The following is a 22395-nucleotide window of genomic DNA, read 5'->3' as shown; positions in this document are numbered from 1 at the left end:
CATTGTGGTCCGCAGCAGCTGGCCGCCAACTGCATCGCACCAGGAACTGGCGTTCCCGCCCGCATTTCCGTCCGCGGCAACGATGGGAACAGCCGATCCGCATTTCAATCAACTGTCACAAGCATCGGCCAAAATCAGAGGCATTGGGACAGGAGATTGCAATGAGCGATATGACATTACCCGGTTCGATCGAACCCGCATTGCGGAAGGGTCCGGATCTCGACAAAGGCTTTCATCCACTGACCGGCATTATCTACATGGGGGTGGTCGCTGCCGCCCTGCTGTTCGTTGCCTACAGCATCTATTCCGACATCGATGCGACCGGCACGCGCGTCACCTCCTACATGCCCTATATCCTGCTCTTCGTCGCCTTGCTGATCGCGCTCGGCTTCGAATTCGTCAACGGCTTTCACGACACCGCCAATGCGGTCGCCACCGTCATCTATACCCGCTCGCTGCCGGCGCACATTGCCGTGGTCTGGTCGGGCATGTTCAATCTGTTCGGCGTGCTGCTTTCCAGCGGCGCCGTCGCCTTCGGCATCGTGTCGTTGCTCCCGGTCGAACTGATCCTGCAGGTCGGCAGCAGCGCGGGTTTCGCCATGGTGTCCGCGCTGCTGATCTCCGCCATCATCTGGAACGTGGGCACCTGGTATCTCGGGCTGCCGGCATCGAGTTCGCACACCCTGATCGGATCGATCATGGGTGTCGGCATCACCAACGCGCTGTTGCGCGGCCGCGACGGCACTTCCGGCGTCGACTGGTCGCAGGCCGGCAATATCGCCAAGGCGCTGCTGCTGTCGCCGCTGTTCGGCTTCGCGCTGGCCGCGATCCTGCTCTATGTCCTCAAGCTCATCTTGCAGCGCGCGACGCCTGCGCTGTTCGGCGAGCCGAAGGGCGACCAGCCGCCGCCGTGGTGGATCCGGGGCGTCCTGATCCTCACCTGTACGCTGGTCAGCTTCTTCCACGGCTCCAATGACGGCCAGAAGGGCATGGGTCTCATCATGCTCATCCTGATCGGTACGGTGCCGACCGCCTATGCGCTCAACCGCGCGCTGCCTGCCAGCCAGATCGAACAGTTCACGGCGAATTCGATGACCGCAAGCAGGGTGATCGAGGGCAAGGCCGCCGGTTACAACGTCATCGGCAACCCGCGGCCGGCCGTGACCAACTATGTCGCGCAGCACCAGATCAACGAAGGCACCTATCCGTCGCTGGCGGTGCTGGTGCGCGACATCGGCACCCAGGTCACCCAGTATGGATCGCTGGCGAAATTCCCGGCGGAGACCGTCGGCAACACCCGCAACGACATGTACCTGGTCTCCGAGGCCATCCGCTTCCTGATGAAGGACAAGGAAGCCGAACTCTCCAGCGCCGATGTTGCCACGCTCAACAGCTACAAAGGCTCGCTCGACGCTGCTACGAAGTTCATTCCGGGCTGGGTGAAGTTCGTCGTCGCCATCGCGCTCGGCCTCGGCACCATGGTCGGCTGGAAGCGCATCGTCGTCACCGTCGGCGAGAAGATCGGCAAGACCCACCTGACCTACGCGCAGGGCGCCTGCGCCGAAATCACGGCGGCCGCGACCATCGCAGCGGCCGACGGCTACGGACTGCCGGTTTCAACCACGCATGTGCTGTCGTCCGGCATCGCCGGCACGATGGCGGCCAACGGATCCGGGCTGCAATGGTCGACGATCCGCAACATCGCCATGGCGTGGGTACTGACCCTGCCGGCCGCGATGATCATCTCGGGCGCGCTGTACTTCGTGTTCTACCATCTGTTCTGAGAAAAGCGCCTGCGGCGCGCCCTGTTGCGCAATACGAAAAAGGCCCGCGCCATCAGCGCGGGCCTTTTTCTTCTCGAAAGCGACTCCGGATCACCTCCTCGTCATTGCGAGCGAAGCGAAGCAATCCATCTCGCAGCGGAAAGAAAGAATGGATTGCTTCGTCGCGGAGCCTGTCATCGGGCGCGCGTTCGCGCGACCCGTTGGCTCCTCGCAATGACGCCTGCCAAATCACGCCGCCAGCGTGTTCTCGACCAGCTTGATCCAGTACGAGGTGCCGTACACGATCGCATCGTCGTTGAAATTATAGGCGGGGTGATGCAATCCGGCGGTGTCGCCATTGCCGCAGAAGATGAACGCACCCGGCCGCGCCTGCAGCATATAGGAGAAATCTTCCGCGCCCATCATCGGCGGCGCTTCCATGACATTGGCGTCGCCGGCGATTTCCTTCGCCACCTGGATCGCGATATCGGTCTGCGAGGCGTGATTTTTCGTCACGGGATAGCCGCGCTCATAAACCAGATCGATCTTGGCGCCGGTCATCTGCGCGACACCGGCCACGACTTCGCGAACGCGCTTCTCGACCAATTCCCGGACTTCCTGGGTCAGGGTGCGCACGGTGCCCCGCAACTCGGCGGTCTGCGGGATCACGTTGCGGGCATTGCCGGCGTGAAACTCGCAGATCGAGATCACCGCCGAATCCAGGGGATCGACGGTGCGCGCGACGATCGATTGCAGTGCGGTGATCAGCTGCGAGCCGACCAGCACGGAGTCGATGCATTTGTGCGGCCGGGCGGCGTGACCGCCAAGGCCTTCGATCCTGATGTCGATCGAATCGGTTGCGGCCATGATCGGACCTGGCCGGATCGCGAACGAGCCGACCGGAATTCCCGGACCATTATGCATGCCGTAAACCTGCTCGATGCCAAAACGGTCCATCAACCCATCCTTGATCATCGCGTCCGCGCCGGCGCCGCCTTCTTCCGCCGGCTGGAAGATCACGACCGCGTCGCCGGCAAAGTTCCGGGTCTCGGCGAGGTAGCGGGCGGCGCCGAGCAGCATCGCGGTGTGGCCGTCATGGCCGCAGGCATGCATCAAACCCGGCGTCTTCGAGGCGTAAGGAAGGTTGGTTTCTTCTTCGATCGGCAGCGCATCCATGTCGGCCCGCAGCCCGATCACCCTGATGTCGCCGTTGCCGGCGGGCTTCTTGCCCTTGATGACGCCGACCACGCCGGTGCGGCCGAGACCGGTGGCGACCTCATCGCAGCCGAATTCGCGCAGGCGATCCGCCACGAATGCCGCAGTGCGGTGCACCTCGTACAGCAATTCGGGGTTTTCATGGATATCGCGGCGCCAGGCCTGGATATCGGATTGCAGATCGGCGACGCGGTTGACGATGGGCATGAGGGGTTCTCGACTTCGGGTTGGAGTATTTGGCCCTCTGTAGCACGCGAGGGGCGGTCCACCCAACACTATGGCGCAGAGCCCCATCTACCGGGGCACCTACCAAAGTCGTCATGGCCGGGCATAGTCGTCCGAAGGACGGCGTCGCTTCCGCTTGCCTTTGCCCGGCCATCCACGTCTGACTATTAGCACCAAAAGGACGTGGATGCCTGGGACAAGCCCGGGCATGACGGCCGCGAGGGGGCGGAAGCAAGGGAAATGCCGCGCAGGCTTGAAGGTGATTTCGACTATATCGTCGTCGGCGCGGGCACGGCCGGCTGCATCATGGCCAACCGGCTGTCGGCCGACGCCAACAACCGCGTGCTGATCCTGGAGGCCGGCGGCAACGACAACTGGATCTGGTTTCACATCCCGGTCGGCTATCTCTTTGCGATCGGCAACCCCCGTTCGGACTGGATGTTCAAGACCGAGCCCGAACCCGGCCTCAATGGCCGCGCGCTGGCCTATCCCCGCGGCAAGGTGATCGGCGGCTCCTCGGCCATCAACGCCATGATCTCGATGCGCGGACAGGCCGCCGATTACGATCACTGGCGTCAGCTCGGCCTCACCGGCTGGGGCTATGACGACGTGCTGCCGCACTTCCGGCGGCTGGAAGATCACTTTCTCGGCGAGAGCGAACATCATGGCACCGGCGGCGGCTGGCGCATCGAGGCGCCGCGGCTGTCCTGGGACATTCTAGATGCGGTCGGCGATGCCGCGGTGGAAATGGGCGTCCCGCGGATTGCCGATTTCAACACCGGCGACAATGAGGGCGTCAGCTATTTCCATGTCAACCAGAAGCGCGGACGGCGCTGGTCCTCGGCACGCGGTTTTCTCAAGCCGGTGCTGAACCGCGCCAATCTGCGGCTGGAGAAGAACGTGCTGGTCGATCGCCTGATCGTCGAGCACGGCCGCGCCGTCGGCGTGCGGTTCATGCAAGGCGGCGAGGTCGTCGAGGCCCGCACCAAAGGCGAGGTGATCCTCTGCGCCGGTTCGATCGGATCGACGCAGGTGCTGCACCGCTCCGGCATCGGCCCTGCGGACTGGCTCAGCCCGCTCGGCATCGACGTCGTGCTCGACAAGCCCGGCGTCGGGCGCAATCTGCAGGACCATCTGCAGCAGCGCGCGATCTACAAGGTGCAAGGCGTCCGCACGCTGAACGAGACCTACTACAATTTGTTCCGCCGCGGCCTGATGGGCCTCGACTATGCCTTCCGCCGCCGTGGGCCGTTGACCATGGCGCCGTCGCAGCTCGGCATTTTCACCCGCTCCGACGCTACCCGCGAGCGCGCCAACATCCAGTTCCACGTGCAGCCGCTGTCGCTCGACAAGTTCGGCGATCCCCTGCACCGTTTTCCCGCGATCACGGTCAGCGCCTGCAACCTGCAGCCGACCTCGCGCGGCACCGTGCGCATCCGCTCGGCGCAGCCCGACGAAAAGCCCGCGATCGCGCCAAATTATCTCTCGACCGACGACGACCGCCAGGTTGCCGCCGACGCCATCCGCACCACGCGGCGGCTGATGAAGCAGAAGACGCTTTCGAAATATCACCCGCAGGAATTTTTGCCGGGCCCTGCCGTCGGCGACGACGATGCCTCGCTGGCGAAAGCCGCCGGCGACATCGGCACCACGATCTTCCATCCCGTCGGCACCGCGAAGATGGGCGCGGCGTCCGACCCGGCGGCCGTCGTCGATGAACGGCTGCGTTTTTACGGCATCGCGGGCCTTCGCATAGCCGATGCTTCGGTGATGCCGACGATCACCTCGGGCAATACCAACACGCCGACGGCGATGATTGCGGAAAAGGGTGCGGCGATGATCCTTGGGGATTCGCGATAGCGCAAAAAAATGCCGTCCCTTGTGACAGGGACGGCCACACGCGACGCTACGCGGTACCAGACCGAATTAGTGCTGGCCGTGGTGCTCGGCGTGGTGACGGCTGGCCTCGGCATGATGTTCCTCGGCATGGCTGGCATGGCCATGGGCGCTGTAGGCGTGGTGCGCGACCTTCTCGTGATCGCCGGCCTCGTGGTGCTTGGCGGCTTCGCGGTGATGCCTGGCGGCGTGTTCGTGGTGCTCGGCAGCCTTGTGATGGTGCTCGATGCCTGCGTGGTCGCTCATGTCTGGCTCTCCCGGTCTGGCGATTGAGGTCCGGCTGGTTTACGCAGGTCACCTGACACGGTGCTGACGGCGGCAAGACAGCATTGTTGCAGCCGGGCCGGCCGGACGCCCTCCCCGTTCACGGAAACGTTACCACCGTCCCGCTGGTTCCGGCGGGAGGGCCGGGAAGCCCGGGAATAAACCCCGCCCCGGCCCGATCCCGTCCCCGGAAGCCCAATCAAGGGCTCTGGGAGATTTGTCATGAGCCACCACGACCATCACGACGACGAAAACCCGGGCGTCAGCCGCCGCCGCGTCCTGGAATGCATGACCTGGGCGGGCACCGGCGTGCTCTGGACGGTTACGGGCGGCGTGCCCCGATCGCTCGGACTTGTCGACTCCGCGGAGGCCGCCGAACCGGCCGGAATGACCTTCCTGCAGATCAGCGACAGCCATGTCGGCTTCGATAAGCCGGCCAATCCGAACGCGCTCGGCACGCTGGAAGAAGCCATCAACAAGGTCAAGGCGATCCCGACCAAGCCATCGTTCATGATCCACACCGGCGACATCACGCATCTGTCGAAGGCCGCCGAATTCGACAACGCCGAACGCATCATCTCGCAGGCCAAGCTCGACGTGCATTACGTGCCCGGCGAGCACGATTTCATCGACGAAGAGGTCAAGCTCTACAAGGAGCGTTACGGCAAGGGCACCAAGGGCGCTGGCTGGTATTCGTTCGACGCCGGCGGCGTGCATTTCGTCGGCCTCGTCAACGTGGTCGACCTCAAGGCCGGTGGCCTCGGCAATCTCGGCAACGAACAGCTCGAATGGCTTGAGGACGACCTCAAGGGGAAATCGAAATCGACCCCGGTCGTGCTGTTTGCCCATATCCCGCTCTGGACCGTGTATCCGCAGTGGGGCTGGGGCACCGAGGACGGCGCCCGCGCGCTGGAATACGTCAAGGGTTTCGGCTCGGTGACGGTGCTCAACGGCCATATCCACCAGGTGATGCAGAAGGTCGAAGGCAACGTCACCTTCCACACCGCGCGCTCGACCGCCTTCCCGCAGCCGGTGCCGGGCACCGCCCCGTCACCCGGACCGATGAAGGTCGAAGACGCCAAGCTTCGCGGCCTGCTCGGCGTCGCCACCATCAACTTCAAGCAGAACAACCAGCCCCTCGCGATCATCGACACCCCGCTGCAGGGCTGAGAACCAGAGACCAGAGGAACTTGAAAATGATATCGGCAACTCTCTGCAGCCTTGGTCGTCAAAGGCTTGGCATTCGAAGCCTTGGCATTCGAAGCCTTGGCCTCGCCATCGCTGCGGCCATGCTCCTGCATGTCAATTTCGCCAGTGCTGAAGACGCCAAGGTCGAAACTACCAAGGTCGAAACCGCCAAGGTCGAAGACACCAAGGTGATGATCGACAATTTCACCTTCGAGCCGGCACAGCTCACGGTGAAGGTCGGCACGACCGTGACCTGGACCAACCGCGACGACATTCCGCATACGATTGTCTCCGCGGGCAAGTTCAGATCGAAGACCATGGATACCGACGGCACCTTCTCGTTCACGTTCACGACGGCCGGCGAATACAAGTATTTTTGTTCGCTGCATCCGCATATGACAGGGACAGTCAAGGTTGAATAGCCTGCAAAACCAAGGCAACACTGCGGTGTCCGGCGGCTGGATCGAACCCGGCCGGGCACCGTTGTTGTCTGTAGCAGCCGGACGAGAGGCGATGCCCGTCAAAGCATCCGACGACAATCCAGAAAAGGCGCGGCGGTTTCGCGAAGCCGCACTGCCGTATCTGGATGACGCCTATACGCTGGCGCGCTATCTGCTTCGCAACGCCGCCGACGCCGAGGACGCGGTGCAGGAATGTTACCTGCGCGCGTTCAAGCATTTCGACAGCTATCGCGGGCCGGCGATGAAGCCGTGGCTGTTCGCGATCCTGCGCAATGTCTGCCGCGCCGAATATGCACGCCGGGCAACCACGCCGACCAGCGCGATCGAGGACGTGCCCGAGAGCGCCGAACAGGCGCCGCTGTGGCACGAAACCCAGGAAACGCCGGAGGCGCAGGTGTTGCGCCGCTGGGATTCGGACACCATCCGCCGGCTGGTGGCTGCGCTCGCCGAACCGTTCCGGGAGACTTTTGTGCTGCGGGAAATCCAGAATCTTTCATACCGCGAGATCGCCGATGTCGCCGAGGTGCCGGTCGGCACCGTGATGTCCCGGCTCGCGCGCGCCCGCGCCATGCTGCGATCGGCATGGATGGCGGAACAGGAGCAAGTGAAATGACCTGCGACGAAGCCGAAGTTCTTCTTCACGCGCTGATCGACGGCGAACTCGACGCCGGACATGCGCGCGACGTCGAAACCCATATTGCAGGCTGCCAGCACTGTGCGGCGGCGCTGAGCGACTTTCGCGAAATGAGCAAGGCGGTGGCGGACGCCGATCTGCGCTACAAGGCCCCGCCTGAATTGCGCCGGCGCATCGAGGCCGCGCTGCCGCAACCCCAGGCGCAGGTGGTGCCGATGCCGAGCCGGCGCGCGGTGCTGCGCGGCTTTGCGATGGGATCGGCGGTGTCAGCGCTGGCCGCGACCGGTCTCGTCGCCATCGTGCTGCGCAACGACGACATGGAGCGGATCCAGTCCGAGGTGGTGTCGGCGCATCTGCGCTCGCTGCAGGCAGGACATCTCATCGACGTGATCTCCACCGACCAGCACACGGTAAAGCCGTGGTTCAATGGCAAGCTCGACGTGTCGCCGCCGGTGATCGACCTGACCGCGCAGGGCTTTACGCTGATCGGCGGCCGGCTCGATTACGTCGACGCCCGCGCCATCGGCGCGGTGGTCTATCGAAGGCGCCAGCACGTGATCAATCTGTTCGTGGCGCAGACCGCCAGCACCGAACGCCGCTCGGCGAAAATCGAAACGGTGCAGGGTTTCAACATCCGGCACTGGAGCAATCGGGGATTGAACTACTGGGCGGTCAGCGATCTCGCCAAGGACGAACTCGCCGAATTCGGCGACAAGTTCGAGGCCGCGATGGGAAGCAATACCGGCTAACAGCAGGACGGCATTGACGGCTGGAATTGTTGCCTACGCCGACTTCCGCACCGCGTTGTCGACCAGCGTCTTGCCGAGCGACCAGATCGCGCCGGGGACCTTGTGGCTGGAGGCGATCACGGTGTCGAACGCCTTTTCGATCCAGCTGCAATCCTCGTCGGTGATGACGAGCGGCGGCAGCAGCTTGATGGTGTGGCTGCCATGGCCGGAGACCTGCGTCAGGATCTTGTGATCCTTGAACAGCGGCACGGTGATGAGCTGGCAGAACAGGCCCTTGTTGGCGGTTTCCAGCACATTCCAGGATGCCTTGAGCCGCAGCGATTTCGGCGGACCGAACTCGACCCCGATCATCAAGCCTTTGCCGCGCACTTCCTTCAGCAATTCGTAGCCCGGGACCATTCGGGTCAGCGCCAGCCGGAGTTCGGCGCCGCGCTTGGCCGCCTGTTCGACCAGTTTTTCGGCCTTCATCACTTCGAGCGTGGCGATACCGGCCGCCATCGCCAAGTCATTTTTCGCAAAGGTCGAGCCGTGCACGACGGCGCGGTCCATTTGATTGAAGATCTTGTCGAAGATGCTCTTGCGGGTCAGAAGCGCGCCGACCGGGACGTGTCCGCCGGACAGCGCCTTCGCCAGCAGCACCATGTCGGGTTCGACATTCCAGTGCTCGACCGCGAGGAATTTTCCGGTGCGGCCGATGCCGGTCTGGATCTCATCGGCGATGAACAACGATCCGTATTTGCGGCAGAGTGCGGCCGCCCCCGGCAGGAATTCATCGGAGGGCATGTTGACGCCCTTGCCCTGGATCGGCTCGACGATGAAGGCGGCGACCTGTCGCGACGACAGGGCCTGCTCGAGCGCTGCGAGATCGTTAAAAGGGATGGCGGTGCACCCCGGCAGCAGCGGCTCGAAGCCGCCGCGAAAATTCGGATCGTCGGTCAGCGACAGCGCGCCGTAGGACAGCCCGTGGAAAGAATGGGCGCAGTAGACGATGCCGGGCCGGCCGGTCGCGCCGCGCGCGAACTTGATCGCGGCTTCGACGGTTTCCGCGCCGGAATTGGCAAAGAACACCTTGTCCAGATATGGGACATGTTCGAGCAAGCGCTCGGCGAGCACGCCCGCCAGCGTTGAAACGTCAAGCTGCACCAGATTGGGCAAATCGCTGTCGAGCACGCTCTTGAGCGCGTGGCGCAGCGCCGGATGATTGCGGCCAATCGCAAAAACGCCAAAACCGCTCAGTAGATCGAGATACTTGGCCCCTTCGCGATCGAAGAGATATTGACCTTGCCCCTTCTGAAAGCCGACATCATAGCCGATCGTCTTGAGCACGCGAACGAGTTGCTCGTTCAAATAGCGCGCATGCATGGAACTGCGCTGCGCCTGCCGCTCCACAAACATCTCGGAAACGTCTAGATTTGAACTTAGCATCCGCTACATACTTCGCTTGATGGCCATTTCGTCAACTGAAAACGCTCATTGCGGCGCGTTTGCCCCCCACTGGATCATTAATTAAGCATAGGTTCAAACCATGTTGCACTGCCCAAGAACGATCGCGCGCACAATAGCCTATTCCGGACTTTTTTTGGCCACCGGTCTTGGCTCGGCGCTGGCGGCCGACCCGACCGGCGACTGGAAGGTGGCCGATGGTGTCGCCAACATCCGAGTCGCACAATGCAATGGCAGCATGTGGGGTGCCGTTGCCTGGGAGCAAACGCCGGGTGGCAAGGATATTCACAATCCGGATGCCTCAAGGCAGACAAGGCCGACGCTCGGCATGCCGATCCTGATCGACATGAAGAAAAAGGCCGGCGTCGATGCGTGGGAAGGCCAAGTCTATAACGCCAAGGACGGACAGTTCTACAGCTCGACCATCAGGCCAATTGGTACCGACCAGCTCGAGATTCAAGGCTGCGTGCTGGGCTTTCTTTGCGGCGGCGAGACCTGGACCCGCGTCGCGCCCCCGATCCCCTCAAGTCCGGCCAACAGCATGGCCAAGGGTGCGGTGAAGGGCACGACGCCTGCTCAGGCGAAGGCTGGAGCACCGGTCAGCCCGAAGACCACCGGTTCAGTGAACCCCGCTCCCAAGCCTGCCGGACAAAAGCAGGCCGCCGCGCCGTCAGGTGACGTCGTTGGCGATATCTGTCTCCTTCCCGATATTGCGCGGTTTGCCCATTAGCGCGGGCTGGAACAGCAGCACCGCGGCAAGGGTGGTGACGAGCGACAGCGCCAGCAGCTTGCCCATGCTGGCTGTACCCGGATGGCTCGACAGCCACAGGCTGCCGAACGCCGTGGCCGTCGTCATCGCGCTGAAAAAGATCGCGCGCGTCAGGCTGGTCTGCAGCAGGTTCGTTCTGCCCGAGCGCCACGCCGTCACATAATAAATCTTGAACGCGACGCCGACGCCGAGCAGCAGCGGCAATGCTACGATATTGGCGAAATTGAGCGGCAGCCCGATCAACACGCAGATCTCCAGCGTCACGATGCCGGCCACCAGCAGCGGGATCAGCGTCATCAGCACGTCGGTGATCCGCTGCAGCGTCAGCCAGAGCAACAGGCCGATCACGACCAGCGCGTAGATACCGGCGTGGATGAACGCGCTCACGACGACGTCGCCGGATTTGAGAATCGAGACCGGTCCCCCGATCGCGGTCGGCTCGGCGACCAGAACGGCATCGGCGAACCGGCGCAGATTGTCATTGTCGTTGGGATCGCCCTTCGGCAAGGCCTCGACGCGCATCAGGCCGTCCTTGGTCTTCCAGCCGTTGACGAGATCGGCCGGCAGCGTCTTCAGGCTGACCGGCTGCGCCTGCAGCGTGTTCTTCAACTGGTCGAACACGATCTTGAGCGGGGCGACGAAAACATCCTGGGTCTTTTCGCGCGTGGCCTGACTGGATTCGGCAAGCTTTGACAGCGCGTCAGCCAGCCGTCGCGCGGCGTTGGCGCCCGCACTCTTGTTGTCGCCGGCGGTTTTGCGCAGGCTCTCAACCGAGCTCTTCAGCGCGTCCACATTCTCCGCGTCAGAGGGCGCCGCATCGATGGAATCGGGATTCAGCGCCGGACCAACCACCTTGGCGGCCTGCGCGATCAGCTTCAGCTTGGCCGGCTGGTCCTCCGGAACGAAGCTGTCGAGCGACATGACGCGAAGCACTTCCGGCAGCTTCTCCAGCTTTGCTTCGATCTTCTTCGCGTCGGCCTCCGAATTCGTCATCACATTGATGGCATTGGCGCCGGTGTTCGGATCCTTTCTCAGATCGAGGAAGGTCGCGATCGACTCGGCGTTCTTGTTGCGAAGATTGATCGGATTGAAGTCGAACTTCATGAAATAGAGCAGCGGCAGACCCGCCACCGCCACCAGCAGCGTGCCGACGATGATGATGACGCGATGCTTTTCGAGGAAGTGGTCAACCGGCGCCAGGAACGCATAGCCGACGGGGTCCTTTTCCCCGGGAGGATTGAGCAGGTCCAACAGCGCCGGCAACGTCGTGATGCTGGTCAGGAACGCAACCAGCATGCCGGCGCCGGCGATCTTGCCGAGCTCCGAGATGCCCTTGTAGTCGGTCGGCAGGAAGCACAGGAAACCCGCCGCCGTCGCCATCGCCGCAAGCGAGAGCGGCACCGCGGCGCGACGCGCCGCATTCTCCAGCGCCAGCGGCAAATTGTCGTTCTTGAACCGCTCCGAGCGGTAGCGGACGCTGTACTGGATGCCGAAGTCGACGCCGAGGCCGACAAACAACACCGCGAATGCGATCGACAGCAGGTTCAGCGAGCCCACCATCATCAGGCCGACCGCGGTGGTGACCGAAAGACCGACGAACAGATTGACGAACACGGCGAAGATGATCTTCGCCGAGTGCAGCGCCAGCCAGAGAATCACAAGCACGATCACGACGGTGCCGATGCCATTGGTGATCGCGCCGTCCTGCACCGTGGCGTATTCTTCATTGGCCATCGGAACCGGTCCGGTCAGCCGGACCCGCGCGCCGTATTCGCTGGCGAAATTGAGATCCTTGGCCGCCTGCCTGATCGCGTCGGTGGCGTCCTTGCCGGGCTGCAGCGCGTTGTAATCGAGAATCGGCTTGAATTCGATGAAGGAACGCCGGTCGGCGTCGGTCAACGGCTTGTCGCTGGTGAGCTCGCGCCAGGAGAACGTGCCGGTTCCCTTGCTCACCACGTTCTCGACGGTCTGGGCGATCAGGTTGAAGGGCCGCTCGGCATTTTCCAGCTTGGCCTGCCCGCGCTTGATGCCGGCGAGGCCAGTTTCCAGCGCGCCGGTCAAACCACGGATCGAGGGATCGCCGGCCATGATCTCGATCAGGGGCGCTGCGGATTCGAGCTGGCCGGTGACCTGGCCGACCTCTTCCACCGGCAAGAACAACAGCCCGTTCTTTTCAAAGAACTCGCCCGAACCGAGCGGCGTCACCGACTCGAAATTCCTGGTGTCGCCGGAAAGCTTCCGCGTCAGCGCCTTGGTCGCGGCACTGGAGAGTTCAGGCGTCGGCGCCTCGACCACGGCCAGAATCAGCCGCTCCCGGTCGAACGCCTCCTCGAACTGATTGTCGCGCTTGCGCCAGTCGAGCTCGGGCGAAATCAGCTTGTTGATGTCGGTGTTGATGGAGAAGTTCCGGGCGGTATAGAAGCCCGCGCCGATCGCGAGGACCAGCGAGACAATCACAACAGGAATGGCAAACCGCGTACACGTTCTAACAATCGAGACAACAGTACTTGTCAGCACATCGATTCTTTCTCAGGCTTAAGGAGCTTGGGCTTAAGGAGCTTGCCGAAAACGCCCGCTGTCTAGCGGAGTTCCAGGGACCGATCTAATGTTGTTTTGGTTACCGTCTTCGGGGTTCAAGAACGGGCAACAAAACAGTGCAAAACGGCGTTGAAGGCTCGGTATAGACCGCCACGAAGGGCGATAAAGTGGCGGCCAGCGAAGGCAAGAGGGTCGCAGGGGACGAGCGGGGCGTATCATATTACCGTAGCCCGGGATGGCGGGGCGCGAGCTTTCGCGTTGCACCTTTTCTAAGCGCTGATTTTTTGACACAAAGCCCTGTGCTTCCATGCGCTTGGGCCGGGATTTAAGCGCCGGAACCGGTCATGGTGCGAATATTGCAGATATCGGGCATATCCGACGGCACGGGGGCTTTTGAATGATTTTGGTGCAACTTGCGTAGTGGACGTCCCATGGAAGTGTATTTGGCTCAACCGCGCGGGTTTTGCGCGGGCGTCGTGCGTGCCATCGAGATCGTCGAGCGTGCGCTCGAGAAGTATGGCCCGCCGGTCTATGTGCGCCACGAGATCGTCCACAATAAATACGTGGTCGAAAGCCTGAAGAACAAAGGCGCTATTTTCGTCGAGGATTTGTCGGAGGTACCGCCGCTCGCCGTGACCGTGTTCAGCGCCCATGGCGTGGCACGGAGCGTCGAGGAGGAGGCTGCGGTCCGCGGCCTGCCGGTCCTCAATGCCACCTGCCCGCTGGTCACCAAGGTCCATAATCAGGGCAAGCGCTATATGTCGAAAGGCCGGGCCCTGATCCTGATCGGCCATGCCGGCCATCCCGAGGTCGAGGGGACCATGGGCCAGGTTCCAGGCCCGGTTCTGCTGGTCCAGAACGTCGACGACGTGGCGGCCCTGACGCTGCCGGCCGACACCCCGGTGGCCTATATCACCCAGACCACCCTGAGCGTGGACGACACAAAAGACATAATTGCCGCCCTTCAGGCCCGATTTACGGATATTCAAGGCCCGGACATCCGGGATATCTGCTATGCGACACAGAACCGCCAATCTGCGGTAAGGGATCTGAGCAAACTGGTGGACGTCATTTTGGTGGTGGGGGCCGCCAATAGTTCCAACTCAAACAGGCTGCGGGAAATCGGCACCGAAGTCGGCGTCGCGAGTTATCTCATTGCCGATGGCAGCGAGCTCAACCCCGATTGGCTGAAGGATGCGAAAGCCGTCGGCATTACGGCGGGCGCCTCGGCGCCCGAAGTTTTGGTCGACGACGTGATCGAGGCTTTGAGGCGCATCGGACCCGTCAAGGTCTCGGTGCTTTCCGGCCGGGAAGAAAATATCGAATTCCGGCTCCCAGCCGAACTGACTGCGGGCTGATCCACTTCACGACTTGTTAGGTCCAGAAAGAAAACTTGTGATGGCAATACCGTTCTTCAAGGAAATGCGTATCGGCGGCTACCTCATCAAGCAGAGGCTGCTTGGCCGGAAACGCTATCCGCTGGTGCTGATGCTGGAACCGTTGTTCCGCTGCAATCTCGCATGCGTCGGCTGCGGCAAGATCGACTATCCCGATGCGATCCTCAATCGCCGCATGTCGGCGCAGGAATGCTGGGACGCGGCCGATGAATGCGGCGCGCCGATGGTGGCGATCCCCGGCGGCGAACCGTTGATCCACAAGGAGATCGGCGAGATCGTGCGCGGCCTCGTCGCCCGCAAGAAGTTCGTCTCGCTGTGCACCAACGCGCTGCTGCTCGAGAAGAAGCTCGACCTGTTCGAGCCGTCGCCCTACCTGTTCTTCTCGGTGCATCTCGACGGCCTGAAGGAGCACCACGACAAGGCGGTGTCGCAGAAGGGCGTGTTCGACCGCGCGGTGTCGGCGATCAAGGCGGCGAAAGCCCGCGGCTTCACCGTCAACGTCAACGCCACCATCTTCGACGGCCATCCGGCGGAAGAGATCGCCAAATTCCTCGACTTCACCACCGAGCTTGGCGTCGGCGTCTCGATGTCGCCCGGCTACGCCTATGAGCGCGCGCCCGACCAGGAGCACTTCCTCAACCGCACCAAGACCAAGAAACTGTTCCGCGACGTGTTTGCGCTCGGCAAGGGCAAGAAGTGGAACTTCATGCATTCCGGCCTGTTCCTCGACTTCCTCGCCGGCAACCAGGAATACGAATGCACGCCTTGGGGCATGCCCGCGCGCAACATCTTCGGCTGGCAAAAGCCCTGCTATCTGCTCGGCGAGGGCTACACCAAGACCTTCAAGGAATTGATGGAGACCACCGACTGGGAGACCTACGGCACCGGCAAGTACGAGAAGTGCGCGGACTGCATGGCGCATTGCGGCTACGAGCCGACGGCGGCGAACGCGGCGCTGGCCAATCCGTTGAAGGCAATGTGGGTGGCGCTGCGCGGCGTCAGGACCACGGGTCCGATGGCGCCCGAGATCAATCTCGATAAGCAGCGTCCGGCGCAGTACATCTTCTCGGCCGAGGTGCAGAAGCGGCTGTCGGAGATCCGCAAGGATGAGGCGGCTGCCGCCGCGGCGAAGCAGCAGCAAAAGGCGTCCACCGCCGCCTGAGCGCGGCCGGAGGCACAACGGGTTGTCTTTCGTTGCGCTTTTAGGGCTGATCGGAAAGTTACCGCCAAAACGCGAAAACGCCGCTCTCTGGGAGCGGCGTTTTTTATTCAAGCCGGCTTGACGCCAGCGCCTGTCAGATATCCGCGGTGACGAGCCCCTCGCCGCCGAGCAGAAAGCCCCGGCAGCCGCGCAGGGAACGCAGCGCGCGATTGAAATCGATCCCGGTCGAGACCAGCGCGCGCAGCGTTGTCGGGTTGCGCGCAACCCCGCGCAGCACCTTGCGCAGGTCGATATCGCCGTTCGGCTTGACCGCGCTCATGGCGAGCGCCGGCAGCGCGCGGCTGGCCGGATCGCTGATGACCCGCAAGGCTGCGAACGGAAGGCCAGCCTCGGCCGCATAGGCCGCCGCAATATGGCTCTCCATGTCGACGGCAGCAGCTCCCGTCTCGGAGTGCAGCGCCGCCTTGCAGGCCGTCGCCGCGATCACCTGTTCCACCCCCGCCAGAACGCCCCGGACCACGCGCCGGCGGCGCAGCGCGGCGCTGGCGATCATTTCCTCGTTGAGCGCAAGACCGGCCAGAAAGCGGGTGTCGCCGGCATACACTTCGGTCGCCACCACCACGTCGCCGGACTTCAGCGACGGATCGAGCCCGCCGGCGACGCCGAACGAGATGACGCCCCTGAATGTGGATGAATCCAGCGTCGCGAGCAGCGCGCGCAATTGCTGCGGATCGCTCGAACTGCAGATTACGATCATGCCGGGCCCGGCCGCTATGCGGGCCTCCTGCACCAAACCTGTCACGATCAAAACCGGCCGTGGATCAATCGCATTGCCCACGGTCACGGCGGCCCCCGCCAAAATCACATCCCGACCCCTACCACCCTGCTGTTGGTGCTGCTCAAATTTCGATACCGCGCCAGCGCCCAGAGCGGAAAGAACTTCGAGTAGCCATGATAACGCAAGTAAAACACCCTCGGAAAGCCTGTTGCCGTGTAACGGGCCTCGTCCCACAGCCCTTTTTCGGTCTGTGTGGTTTTTAGGTACTCCACGCCACGGGCGACAGCCGGGTTTTCGACCTCGCCCGCCGCCATCAGTCCAAGCAAGGCCCATGCCGTTTGCGAGGAGGTCGACGACGCGCCCTCAAATCCCTTGTAGTCGAGTCGGTAGCTGACCGCATCCTCGCCCCAGCCGCCATCCCGGTTCTGGATCGAAATCAGCCAGTCCACCGCCTTGCGCATCATCGGGTCCTGGTGGTCGATTCCGGCGGCATTGAGCGCGCACAGCACCGACCAGGTTCCATAGACGTAGTTCAGCCCCCAGCGGCCGTACCACGATCCCTCCGCCAACTGGGTCCGGCGCAGATAGGCGACCCCGTCCGCCACCGCCTTGCTGGTCTGGGCGGTCTCGCCGAGTTGCGTCAGCATCGAGATGCAGCGCGCGGTGACGTCCTCGGTCGGCGGATCGAGCAGCGCGCCATGGTCGGAGAACGGGATGTTGTTGAGGTAGTATTCGAGGTTGTCCACGTCGAAGGCGGCCCAGCCGCCGTTGCGGCTCTGCATGCCCTCGATCCACTCGCGGCCGCGCGCGATCGCAACGTCGTATTCGCCGCTGCCGGATTGCCGCCGTACGCGATCCATCGCCATCACCACCACGGCGGTGTCGTCGAGATCGGGATAATAGTCATTGTTGTACTGGAACGCCCAACCGCCCGGCCGCACGTCGGGGCGTTTCACGGCCCAGTCGCCCTTGAGGTCCAGCACCTGCTTCGGCTTCAGCCAATCCAGGCCCTGCTTGGCCGGCAGCATCGCCTCACCACCGGCTTCGATCATCGCGTGGCAGGCGAGCGCGGTGTCCCACACCGGCGAAACGCAGGGCTGGCAATAGGCTTCGTGCTCGCCGATCACGAGCAGCTTGTCGAGAGCCCGCCTTGTGACGGCGCGCGGTGGATAATCCGCGGGCCTGCCGAACGCCTCATACATCATCACGGCGTTGGCCATCGGCGGATAGATCGCGCCAAGCCCGTCTTCGCCGTTCAGCCGCACTTCGATAAATTCAACGGCGCGCTCGATCGCCCTCGCGCGGAGCTTCTTGGGAAACATCGGTTCGAGAAACCGCAGCACGATGTCCAGCGCGCGGAACAGCGCGAACCAGCCCCAGCTTTGATGCGGCGCCTTGGCGGTCATGCCGATCGAACGCGGATCCTGCAGGAACAACTCGTCGATGCCGACGCCTTTCGGGTTTTTCGCGCGCGGCTTCAGCGCCGCTAGCACCATCAGCGGCACCATCGTGGTGCGCGCCCAGTACGAGATCTTGTTGATGTGGAACGGCGACCACATCGGCAGCAGCATGATCTCGATCGGCAGCACCGGCACGCTGCGCCAGGTCAGCACCTCGAACATCGCCAGCATGAACCGGGTGAAAACGTTGCTGTGGATGCCGCCGCCGCGCGACAGGATCGCCTGGCGCGCCCGCACCATATGCGGCGCGTCGACGGAATCGCCGATCATCTTCAGCGCAAAATAGCATTTGACGCTGGCGCTCATGTCGAACGCGCCGTCCTGCACCAGCGGCCAGCCGCCATGATCGCCCTGGACGCGGCGCAGATAGTTCGCGATCTTGGCCTCCAGGACGCTGTCGACGGGCTCGCCGAGATAGTGGCGCAGCAGCACATATTCCGCCGGGATCGTGCTGTCGGGTTCCAGTTCGAAGACCCAGTGCCCGTCGGATTGGCGATAGCCGAGCAGCGCCTGCGTCGCCCGGGAGATGCTCTTCTCCAGCGCGGCTTGATCGACTGCGGCGGTGTGATGGCCGGAAAGCATTTCGCTCGACATCCCCTGTTTGCGCGACCGGCGGACCGGCGGCGCTGTGTCCGATCAGCCCGGCGGCCTCGCCAGAACCAGATCGGCAGCACGATCCCCGGACCGCACCGAACCCTCGATGGTTGCCGGCAACCCCGTATCAGTCCAGTCGCCGGCGAGAAACAGGTTTTTAAGGGCCGTGACCGGGCCCGGCCGCAGCGCATTCTGCTCCGGCGTCGCCTCGAACGTCGCACGGCGTTCGCGCACGATCTGCCAAGGAGGTAATGGCGGCGGCAATTCGCCCTGCACACCCGCGGCCTTGCAGACGTCCCGCCAGATCGCCTGCGCGAGTTCCTCGCGCGGCATATCGACCAGCCGGTCGCCATTGCTGATGGTGACCGACAACCGCTGCGGAAACGCAAACAGCCACTCCACCAGTCCGCCGACGACGCCGAGGATGGCCGGCGCATCCTTTGGCGGATCGAAGCGGAAATGCGCATTGACGATGGCGCGGAATTTCGACGGCGTTTTCAGGCCCGGCAGCAGCGAAGCCGCCGGGCGCGGCGGAACGGCGAGCACCACGGCATCGTCGGCTCCGAGGGCGATCGTGTCGTCGCCAAATTTCAAGCCGCCGACCTTGTCGCCCGTCATCACGAACTCGCGCAGCTCATGCCCGAACTGGATGGTGGCGCCTTTTTCCTGCAACAGCTTGACCGCGGGCTCGATCAGCACCGAACTCAAACCGTCGCGCGCGATCAGCGGCCGGCAGGCCTGGCCGCCGGCCAGCAGGGTTTCCCGCACAATCGCGCCGGCAAGGCCCGCCGAGCCCTCGGGCGGGTCGACGTTGAGCGCGGCCAACAACAGCGGCTGCACCAGCCGCTGGTACAGCGTGCCGTCGCAAGGGATCGCGTTGCCGACCAGCTTGTCCGTCCCTGCCCAGATCAGAGGCATCAGCGCGAGATAATCCAGCAGGCCGGTGTCGGGCACGCGGCGCGCCGCATCGAACACCCAGAGCGGCAATTTGGAGTCGCCGAGATCGAGCTGCCAGCGCTTGCCGCTGGTCAGGTCGACGAACGGAAATTGCGCCCGCTTCGGTCCGACCAGCCCGGCCTCGGTGCCGATCGATCTGGCGTAGGCCAACGCGTGGCGGTTGCCCGACAGCAGCAAATGATTGCCGTTGTCGATCATGAGATTGGTCGCGGCATCAAAATAGGATCGACAGCGGCCGCCGGCCGTTTGCGTCGCCTCGTGGACGTGCACCCTGTAATTGGCGTTGGCCAGCCGGACGGCCGCCGAGAGGCCGGAAATGCCGGCGCCGATGATATGAACGGTTTTCTGCATCAGATGATCGCGTAACGGAGCAGGATGGCGAGCTTGGCCATCTTGTTGACGCGAACCGGCGCGCGCGGGGATGCGAATCCCCGTGCAACCAATAGCTCCAGTATCGCGCGATAATATTTCGACATGATCCTTGGCGCGCGCACCGCGCGCCGCGAATTGCGCTTCATGATCTCGTCGGACTTTTCGAAATGCGCCCTCGCCCGCTCGACCAGCGGCAGGCATACTTTCGGCAACGCCCGGTCGGCCGACACCTTGAGCGGATCGTCGCTGGTGATCCCGGCATGCAGCAGGCCTTCGCGCGGCAGGTACAGACGGCCAAAGCCCGCGTCCTCGTCGATGTCGCGCAGGATGTTGGTCAATTGCAGCGCGCGGCCGAGGTGATGGGCGAGCAGGATGCCGTCATTCTCGGGCAAACCGAACACCCGCACCGACAGACGTCCGACGGCGCTGGCGACGCGGTCGCAGTACAGATCGAGCGTGGCCAGATCCGGCGCGCGGATGTCCTGCGGCACGTCCATCTCCATGCCATCGACGATGGCCAGGAAGTCCTCGCGCTTGAGACCGAACCTTCGAACCGACGCCACGTAATCCTGCAGCCGCGCCGGCGGGCGGCCCTGATAAAGCGCGTCGATATCATCGCGCCACTGCTGCAGCGCGGCCAGCCGTTGGGGCCGCGGGCCGTCGGAATCCGCGATGTCGTCGACCTGACGGCAAAAACTGTAGATCTGGAACATCGCCTCGCGCTGTTCGCGCGGCAGGATGCGCATCGCCGCGTAGAACGAACTGCCGGACGCGGTCGTATCGTAATTTGCGTTGGCCGCCGCCTCGAGCGTCATGCGCCGGCCGCCGGTTTCGACACGGGCCGGCGTCCGACCGCACGGCGCGCGATCTCGCTGGCGATGCCACCGACGCTCTGACCGAGCAGTTCGAGCGGACCAAGATGCACGCGCTCGCTGAGGGGATCGCGCACTTTCAGCATGCCGACAATCCTGTCGGCGAAGGCCTGGATCACCGAAATCTCGAGCCCGAGCCGGAAATCCCTCACCTCGGCGGCGAGCGATTTGCTTTCGTCGAGCAGCGTTGCGGTCCGCACCGCCAGCGCCTGCAGGCATTGCAGCAGCGCCGTGGGCGACTTCGGCGCTCCCAGCATTTCGACGGTCGCCCCCGAGGCCGCCAGCGCGTCGCGCGGCAGGTAGACGCGGTTGAGATCCCGGTAATCCTTGGCGCAATCCTGCAGATGGTTGTTGATTTGCAAGGCTGCGCACAGCGCGTCCGACGCGGCCCAGGTCGAGGTGCTCTCGCCATGCACGTCGAGCATGAAGCGCCCGACCGGCATCGCCGAGTAGCGGCAATAATGAATGACGTCGTCCCAATTCTCGTAGCGAAGTTTCGTCACGTCCATCCGGAACGCGATCAGGACATCGAGCGCATGACGCGGCGGCATCGCGCGCTCGGCCAGCGCGATCCGCAGATTGACCGCCTCCTTCTGCGTGTCGCCCTTGCCCAGCAATTCGGCTTCGAGCAGATCGAGGTAGCCGAGCTTTTCCTCGGCACTCAGCGTCGCGTGATCGGCAATATCGTCGGCGGTCCTGACGAAATTGTAGAACGCCAGGATCAGCGCCCGGTGACGCGGATGAATGATCCACGACGCGACCGGAAAATTCTCGTCGCGGTGGGTCTTTCCGGATCGCAGATCGCTCGCGCTGGTCATCAGGAACTGGCTACATTCATCTGGGCATGGCGCATACGCCGATGCTCAGCGCATGCGAGGGATCGCGTGCCCCATATAGGGGAATACGCCGCCAAAACCAATGCTATCTCAGCCAGCCATGCATGCCTGCGTGCCGGATCTCACACGCCGGTCACGCGCCTTGCGGCGACTTTTGGATGCGCGCGCGGTCTATTGCCCGTGGCTTTTCAGCACCTGATCGCACGCCACGGATATCTTGGGGCGATTGGTCTGGAGGCAAGCGAGGATGGTGAAGTCGCCCTGATCGATCACCGGGCGGCAGTAGCGCTGCACGTCACGGGCGCAGGCCTTTTGCTCCTCGGGCGTGCCGCTGCGTTGCTGCTGGGCAAAGGCATCCGACGAAACCGATGTCGACATAAGGGCGAGAACCAGGAGAAATTTACGCATCGTATTCCTTCATTTAGGCAGCAAAAACCCGTTCCCGAATTGCGTTTCGGCATGGCCGGGACGGATTTGTTGGGATTGCAGACGCCGCGTACCGCAGCAACGAAAAAAGAACAAGCACTGGTAAATGCGGCCAAATTTGCAGTGGGGCCCGCCTCCCGGACAACCATTTGATATATAGAGTGTATTTTTAAGGCTAGTTTTGTTCGAAAATGGCTGTTGCAGACGATGGCGGCGGAAAGTTAGATGCGTGCCCGCGACGCCTGGATCATCGGATGGTTTGATTCCGCTGAGTGAAATGCTATTTGCGCGGCGATTGCCGCAACCGGCATTTTGTCATTTTGAACCTAACATACTGCGGGGACACTAAATCTTCGATGCGGCGAGACGGGTCTTTTCGAAAGAACGTCTATTTTG

19 protein-coding genes are annotated in these 22395 nt (G+C 63.2%); 10 read left to right on the top strand and 9 right to left on the bottom strand.

Going from position 1 to position 22395, the window contains the following annotated elements:
- Positions 1-161 precede the first annotated feature (161 nt).
- A complete protein-coding gene (locus tag V1289_RS38760) occupies positions 162-1784 on the top strand; it encodes an inorganic phosphate transporter (protein ID WP_334404231.1) in 1623 nt (540 codons plus the stop codon).
- A 228-nt stretch (positions 1785-2012) separates the two neighbouring features.
- Here V1289_RS38760 and V1289_RS38755 read toward each other — a convergent pair whose 3' ends face one another.
- Entirely contained in the window at positions 2013-3185 is a 1173-nt protein-coding gene (locus V1289_RS38755) for a M20 aminoacylase family protein (RefSeq protein WP_334404229.1), read from the bottom strand.
- 258 nt (positions 3186-3443) lie between these two features.
- Between V1289_RS38755 and V1289_RS38750 the strand changes: the two genes are divergently transcribed.
- The 6 genes from V1289_RS38750 (at position 3444) to V1289_RS38725 (ending at position 8395) form a co-directional block, all read left to right on the top strand.
- Entirely contained in the window at positions 3444-5063 is a 1620-nt protein-coding gene (locus V1289_RS38750; protein ID WP_334404227.1) for a GMC family oxidoreductase, read from the top strand.
- Positions 5064-5072: 9 nt separating this feature from the next.
- Entirely contained in the window at positions 5073-5372 is a 300-nt protein-coding gene (locus tag V1289_RS38745; RefSeq protein ID WP_334404225.1) for a hypothetical protein, read from the top strand.
- A 213-nt stretch (positions 5373-5585) separates the two neighbouring features.
- Complete coding sequence (locus V1289_RS38740) at positions 5586-6533, top strand: metallophosphoesterase family protein (protein WP_334404223.1); 948 nt, start codon at positions 5586-5588, stop codon at positions 6531-6533.
- A 26-nt stretch (positions 6534-6559) separates the two neighbouring features.
- Entirely contained in the window at positions 6560-6973 is a 414-nt protein-coding gene (locus V1289_RS38735; RefSeq protein WP_334404221.1) for a cupredoxin domain-containing protein, read from the top strand.
- Positions 6974-7064: 91 nt separating this feature from the next.
- On the top strand, positions 7065-7625 hold the full coding sequence (locus V1289_RS38730; protein ID WP_309183746.1) for a sigma-70 family RNA polymerase sigma factor: 561 nt from the start codon (positions 7065-7067) through the stop codon (positions 7623-7625).
- Entirely contained in the window at positions 7622-8395 is a 774-nt protein-coding gene (locus V1289_RS38725) for an anti-sigma factor family protein (protein WP_334404220.1), read from the top strand. The genes V1289_RS38730 and V1289_RS38725 overlap by 4 nt, the downstream gene beginning before the upstream one ends.
- 33 nt (positions 8396-8428) lie before the next feature.
- On the opposite strand, the gene hpnO is transcribed toward V1289_RS38725, so the two are convergent.
- A complete protein-coding gene (gene hpnO, locus V1289_RS38720; RefSeq protein ID WP_334404219.1) occupies positions 8429-9820 on the bottom strand; it encodes an aminobacteriohopanetriol synthase HpnO in 1392 nt (463 codons plus the stop codon).
- Between the two features lie 100 nt (positions 9821-9920).
- Here hpnO and V1289_RS38715 point away from each other — a divergent pair, with 100 nt between their 5' ends.
- On the top strand, positions 9921-10568 hold the full coding sequence (locus V1289_RS38715; protein ID WP_334404218.1) for a DUF2147 domain-containing protein: 648 nt from the start codon (positions 9921-9923) through the stop codon (positions 10566-10568).
- On the opposite strand, the gene V1289_RS38710 is transcribed toward V1289_RS38715, so the two are convergent.
- Complete coding sequence (locus V1289_RS38710) at positions 10509-13124, bottom strand: MMPL family transporter (RefSeq protein ID WP_334404216.1); 2616 nt, start codon at positions 13122-13124, stop codon at positions 10509-10511. The genes V1289_RS38715 and V1289_RS38710 overlap by 60 nt on opposite strands.
- A 452-nt stretch (positions 13125-13576) precedes the next feature.
- Here V1289_RS38710 and ispH point away from each other — a divergent pair, with 452 nt between their 5' ends.
- Positions 13577-14503 (top strand): 4-hydroxy-3-methylbut-2-enyl diphosphate reductase, encoded by a 927-nt coding sequence (ispH, locus tag V1289_RS38705; RefSeq protein WP_309183740.1) that lies wholly within the window; start codon positions 13577-13579, stop codon positions 14501-14503.
- 40 nt (positions 14504-14543) lie between these two features.
- Positions 14544-15704: an adenosyl-hopene transferase HpnH gene (gene hpnH / locus V1289_RS38700; protein WP_334404213.1), complete on the top strand. Its 1161-nt coding sequence runs from the start codon at positions 14544-14546 to the stop codon at positions 15702-15704.
- A 133-nt stretch (positions 15705-15837) separates the two neighbouring features.
- Here hpnH and V1289_RS38695 read toward each other — a convergent pair whose 3' ends face one another.
- The 6 genes from V1289_RS38695 to V1289_RS38670 form a co-directional block, all read right to left on the bottom strand.
- Entirely contained in the window at positions 15838-16548 is a 711-nt protein-coding gene (locus V1289_RS38695; protein ID WP_334404211.1) for a phosphorylase, read from the bottom strand.
- A gap of 17 nt (positions 16549-16565) precedes the next feature.
- Complete coding sequence (gene shc / locus V1289_RS38690) at positions 16566-18536, bottom strand: squalene--hopene cyclase (RefSeq protein WP_334404209.1); 1971 nt, start codon at positions 18534-18536, stop codon at positions 16566-16568.
- 42 nt (positions 18537-18578) lie between these two features.
- On the bottom strand, positions 18579-19844 hold the full coding sequence (gene hpnE, locus V1289_RS38685; RefSeq protein WP_334404207.1) for a hydroxysqualene dehydroxylase HpnE: 1266 nt from the start codon (positions 19842-19844) through the stop codon (positions 18579-18581).
- Positions 19844-20680 (bottom strand): presqualene diphosphate synthase HpnD, encoded by an 837-nt coding sequence (gene hpnD, locus V1289_RS38680; protein ID WP_334404206.1) that lies wholly within the window; start codon positions 20678-20680, stop codon positions 19844-19846. Before hpnD ends, hpnE begins: the two co-directional genes overlap by 1 nt.
- On the bottom strand, positions 20677-21555 hold the full coding sequence (gene hpnC, locus V1289_RS38675) for a squalene synthase HpnC (RefSeq protein WP_334404204.1): 879 nt from the start codon (positions 21553-21555) through the stop codon (positions 20677-20679). The genes hpnD and hpnC overlap by 4 nt, the downstream gene beginning before the upstream one ends.
- Before the next feature lie 189 nt (positions 21556-21744).
- The gene (locus V1289_RS38670; RefSeq protein WP_309183733.1) at positions 21745-21981 is read right to left on the bottom strand and encodes a hypothetical protein; all 237 of its coding nucleotides are present in this window, start codon (positions 21979-21981) and stop codon (positions 21745-21747) included.
- Positions 21982-22395 lie beyond the last annotated feature (414 nt).

This window comes from Bradyrhizobium sp. AZCC 2289 (assembly GCF_036924615.1).
Lineage (GTDB): Bacteria > Pseudomonadota > Alphaproteobacteria > Rhizobiales > Xanthobacteraceae > Bradyrhizobium.
The sequence above is the reverse complement of the archived record's forward strand: the minus strand, read 5'-3'. Positions and strand labels throughout refer to the sequence as shown.

Bases quoted from the DNA above. Each gene is read 5' to 3' on its own strand.
- V1289_RS38755 (WP_334404229.1), bottom strand. From the start codon at position 3,185: ATGCCCATCGTCAACCGCGTCGCCGATCTGCAATCCGATATCCAGGCC.
- V1289_RS38740 (WP_334404223.1), top strand. From the start codon at position 5,586: ATGAGCCACCACGACCATCACGACGACGAAAACCCGGGCGTCAGCCGC.
- V1289_RS38735 (WP_334404221.1), top strand. From the start codon at position 6,560: ATGATATCGGCAACTCTCTGCAGCCTTGGTCGTCAAAGGCTTGGCATT.
- V1289_RS38670 (WP_309183733.1), bottom strand. From the start codon at position 21,981: ATGCGTAAATTTCTCCTGGTTCTCGCCCTTATGTCGACATCGGTTTCG.
- hpnO (WP_334404219.1), bottom strand. From the start codon at position 9,820: ATGCTAAGTTCAAATCTAGACGTTTCCGAGATGTTTGTGGAGCGGCAG.
- V1289_RS38750 (WP_334404227.1), top strand. From the start codon at position 3,444: ATGCCGCGCAGGCTTGAAGGTGATTTCGACTATATCGTCGTCGGCGCG.
- hpnC (WP_334404204.1), bottom strand. From the start codon at position 21,555: ATGACCAGCGCGAGCGATCTGCGATCCGGAAAGACCCACCGCGACGAG.
- V1289_RS38715 (WP_334404218.1), top strand. From the start codon at position 9,921: ATGTTGCACTGCCCAAGAACGATCGCGCGCACAATAGCCTATTCCGGA.
- shc (WP_334404209.1), bottom strand. From the start codon at position 18,536: ATGTCGAGCGAAATGCTTTCCGGCCATCACACCGCCGCAGTCGATCAA.
- hpnH (WP_334404213.1), top strand. From the start codon at position 14,544: ATGGCAATACCGTTCTTCAAGGAAATGCGTATCGGCGGCTACCTCATC.
- hpnE (WP_334404207.1), bottom strand. From the start codon at position 19,844: ATGCAGAAAACCGTTCATATCATCGGCGCCGGCATTTCCGGCCTCTCG.
- V1289_RS38725 (WP_334404220.1), top strand. From the start codon at position 7,622: ATGACCTGCGACGAAGCCGAAGTTCTTCTTCACGCGCTGATCGACGGC.
- V1289_RS38730 (WP_309183746.1), top strand. From the start codon at position 7,065: ATGCCCGTCAAAGCATCCGACGACAATCCAGAAAAGGCGCGGCGGTTT.
- V1289_RS38760 (WP_334404231.1), top strand. From the start codon at position 162: ATGAGCGATATGACATTACCCGGTTCGATCGAACCCGCATTGCGGAAG.
- ispH (WP_309183740.1), top strand. From the start codon at position 13,577: ATGGAAGTGTATTTGGCTCAACCGCGCGGGTTTTGCGCGGGCGTCGTG.
- hpnD (WP_334404206.1), bottom strand. From the start codon at position 20,680: ATGACGCTCGAGGCGGCGGCCAACGCAAATTACGATACGACCGCGTCC.
- V1289_RS38745 (WP_334404225.1), top strand. From the start codon at position 5,073: ATGCCGTCCCTTGTGACAGGGACGGCCACACGCGACGCTACGCGGTAC.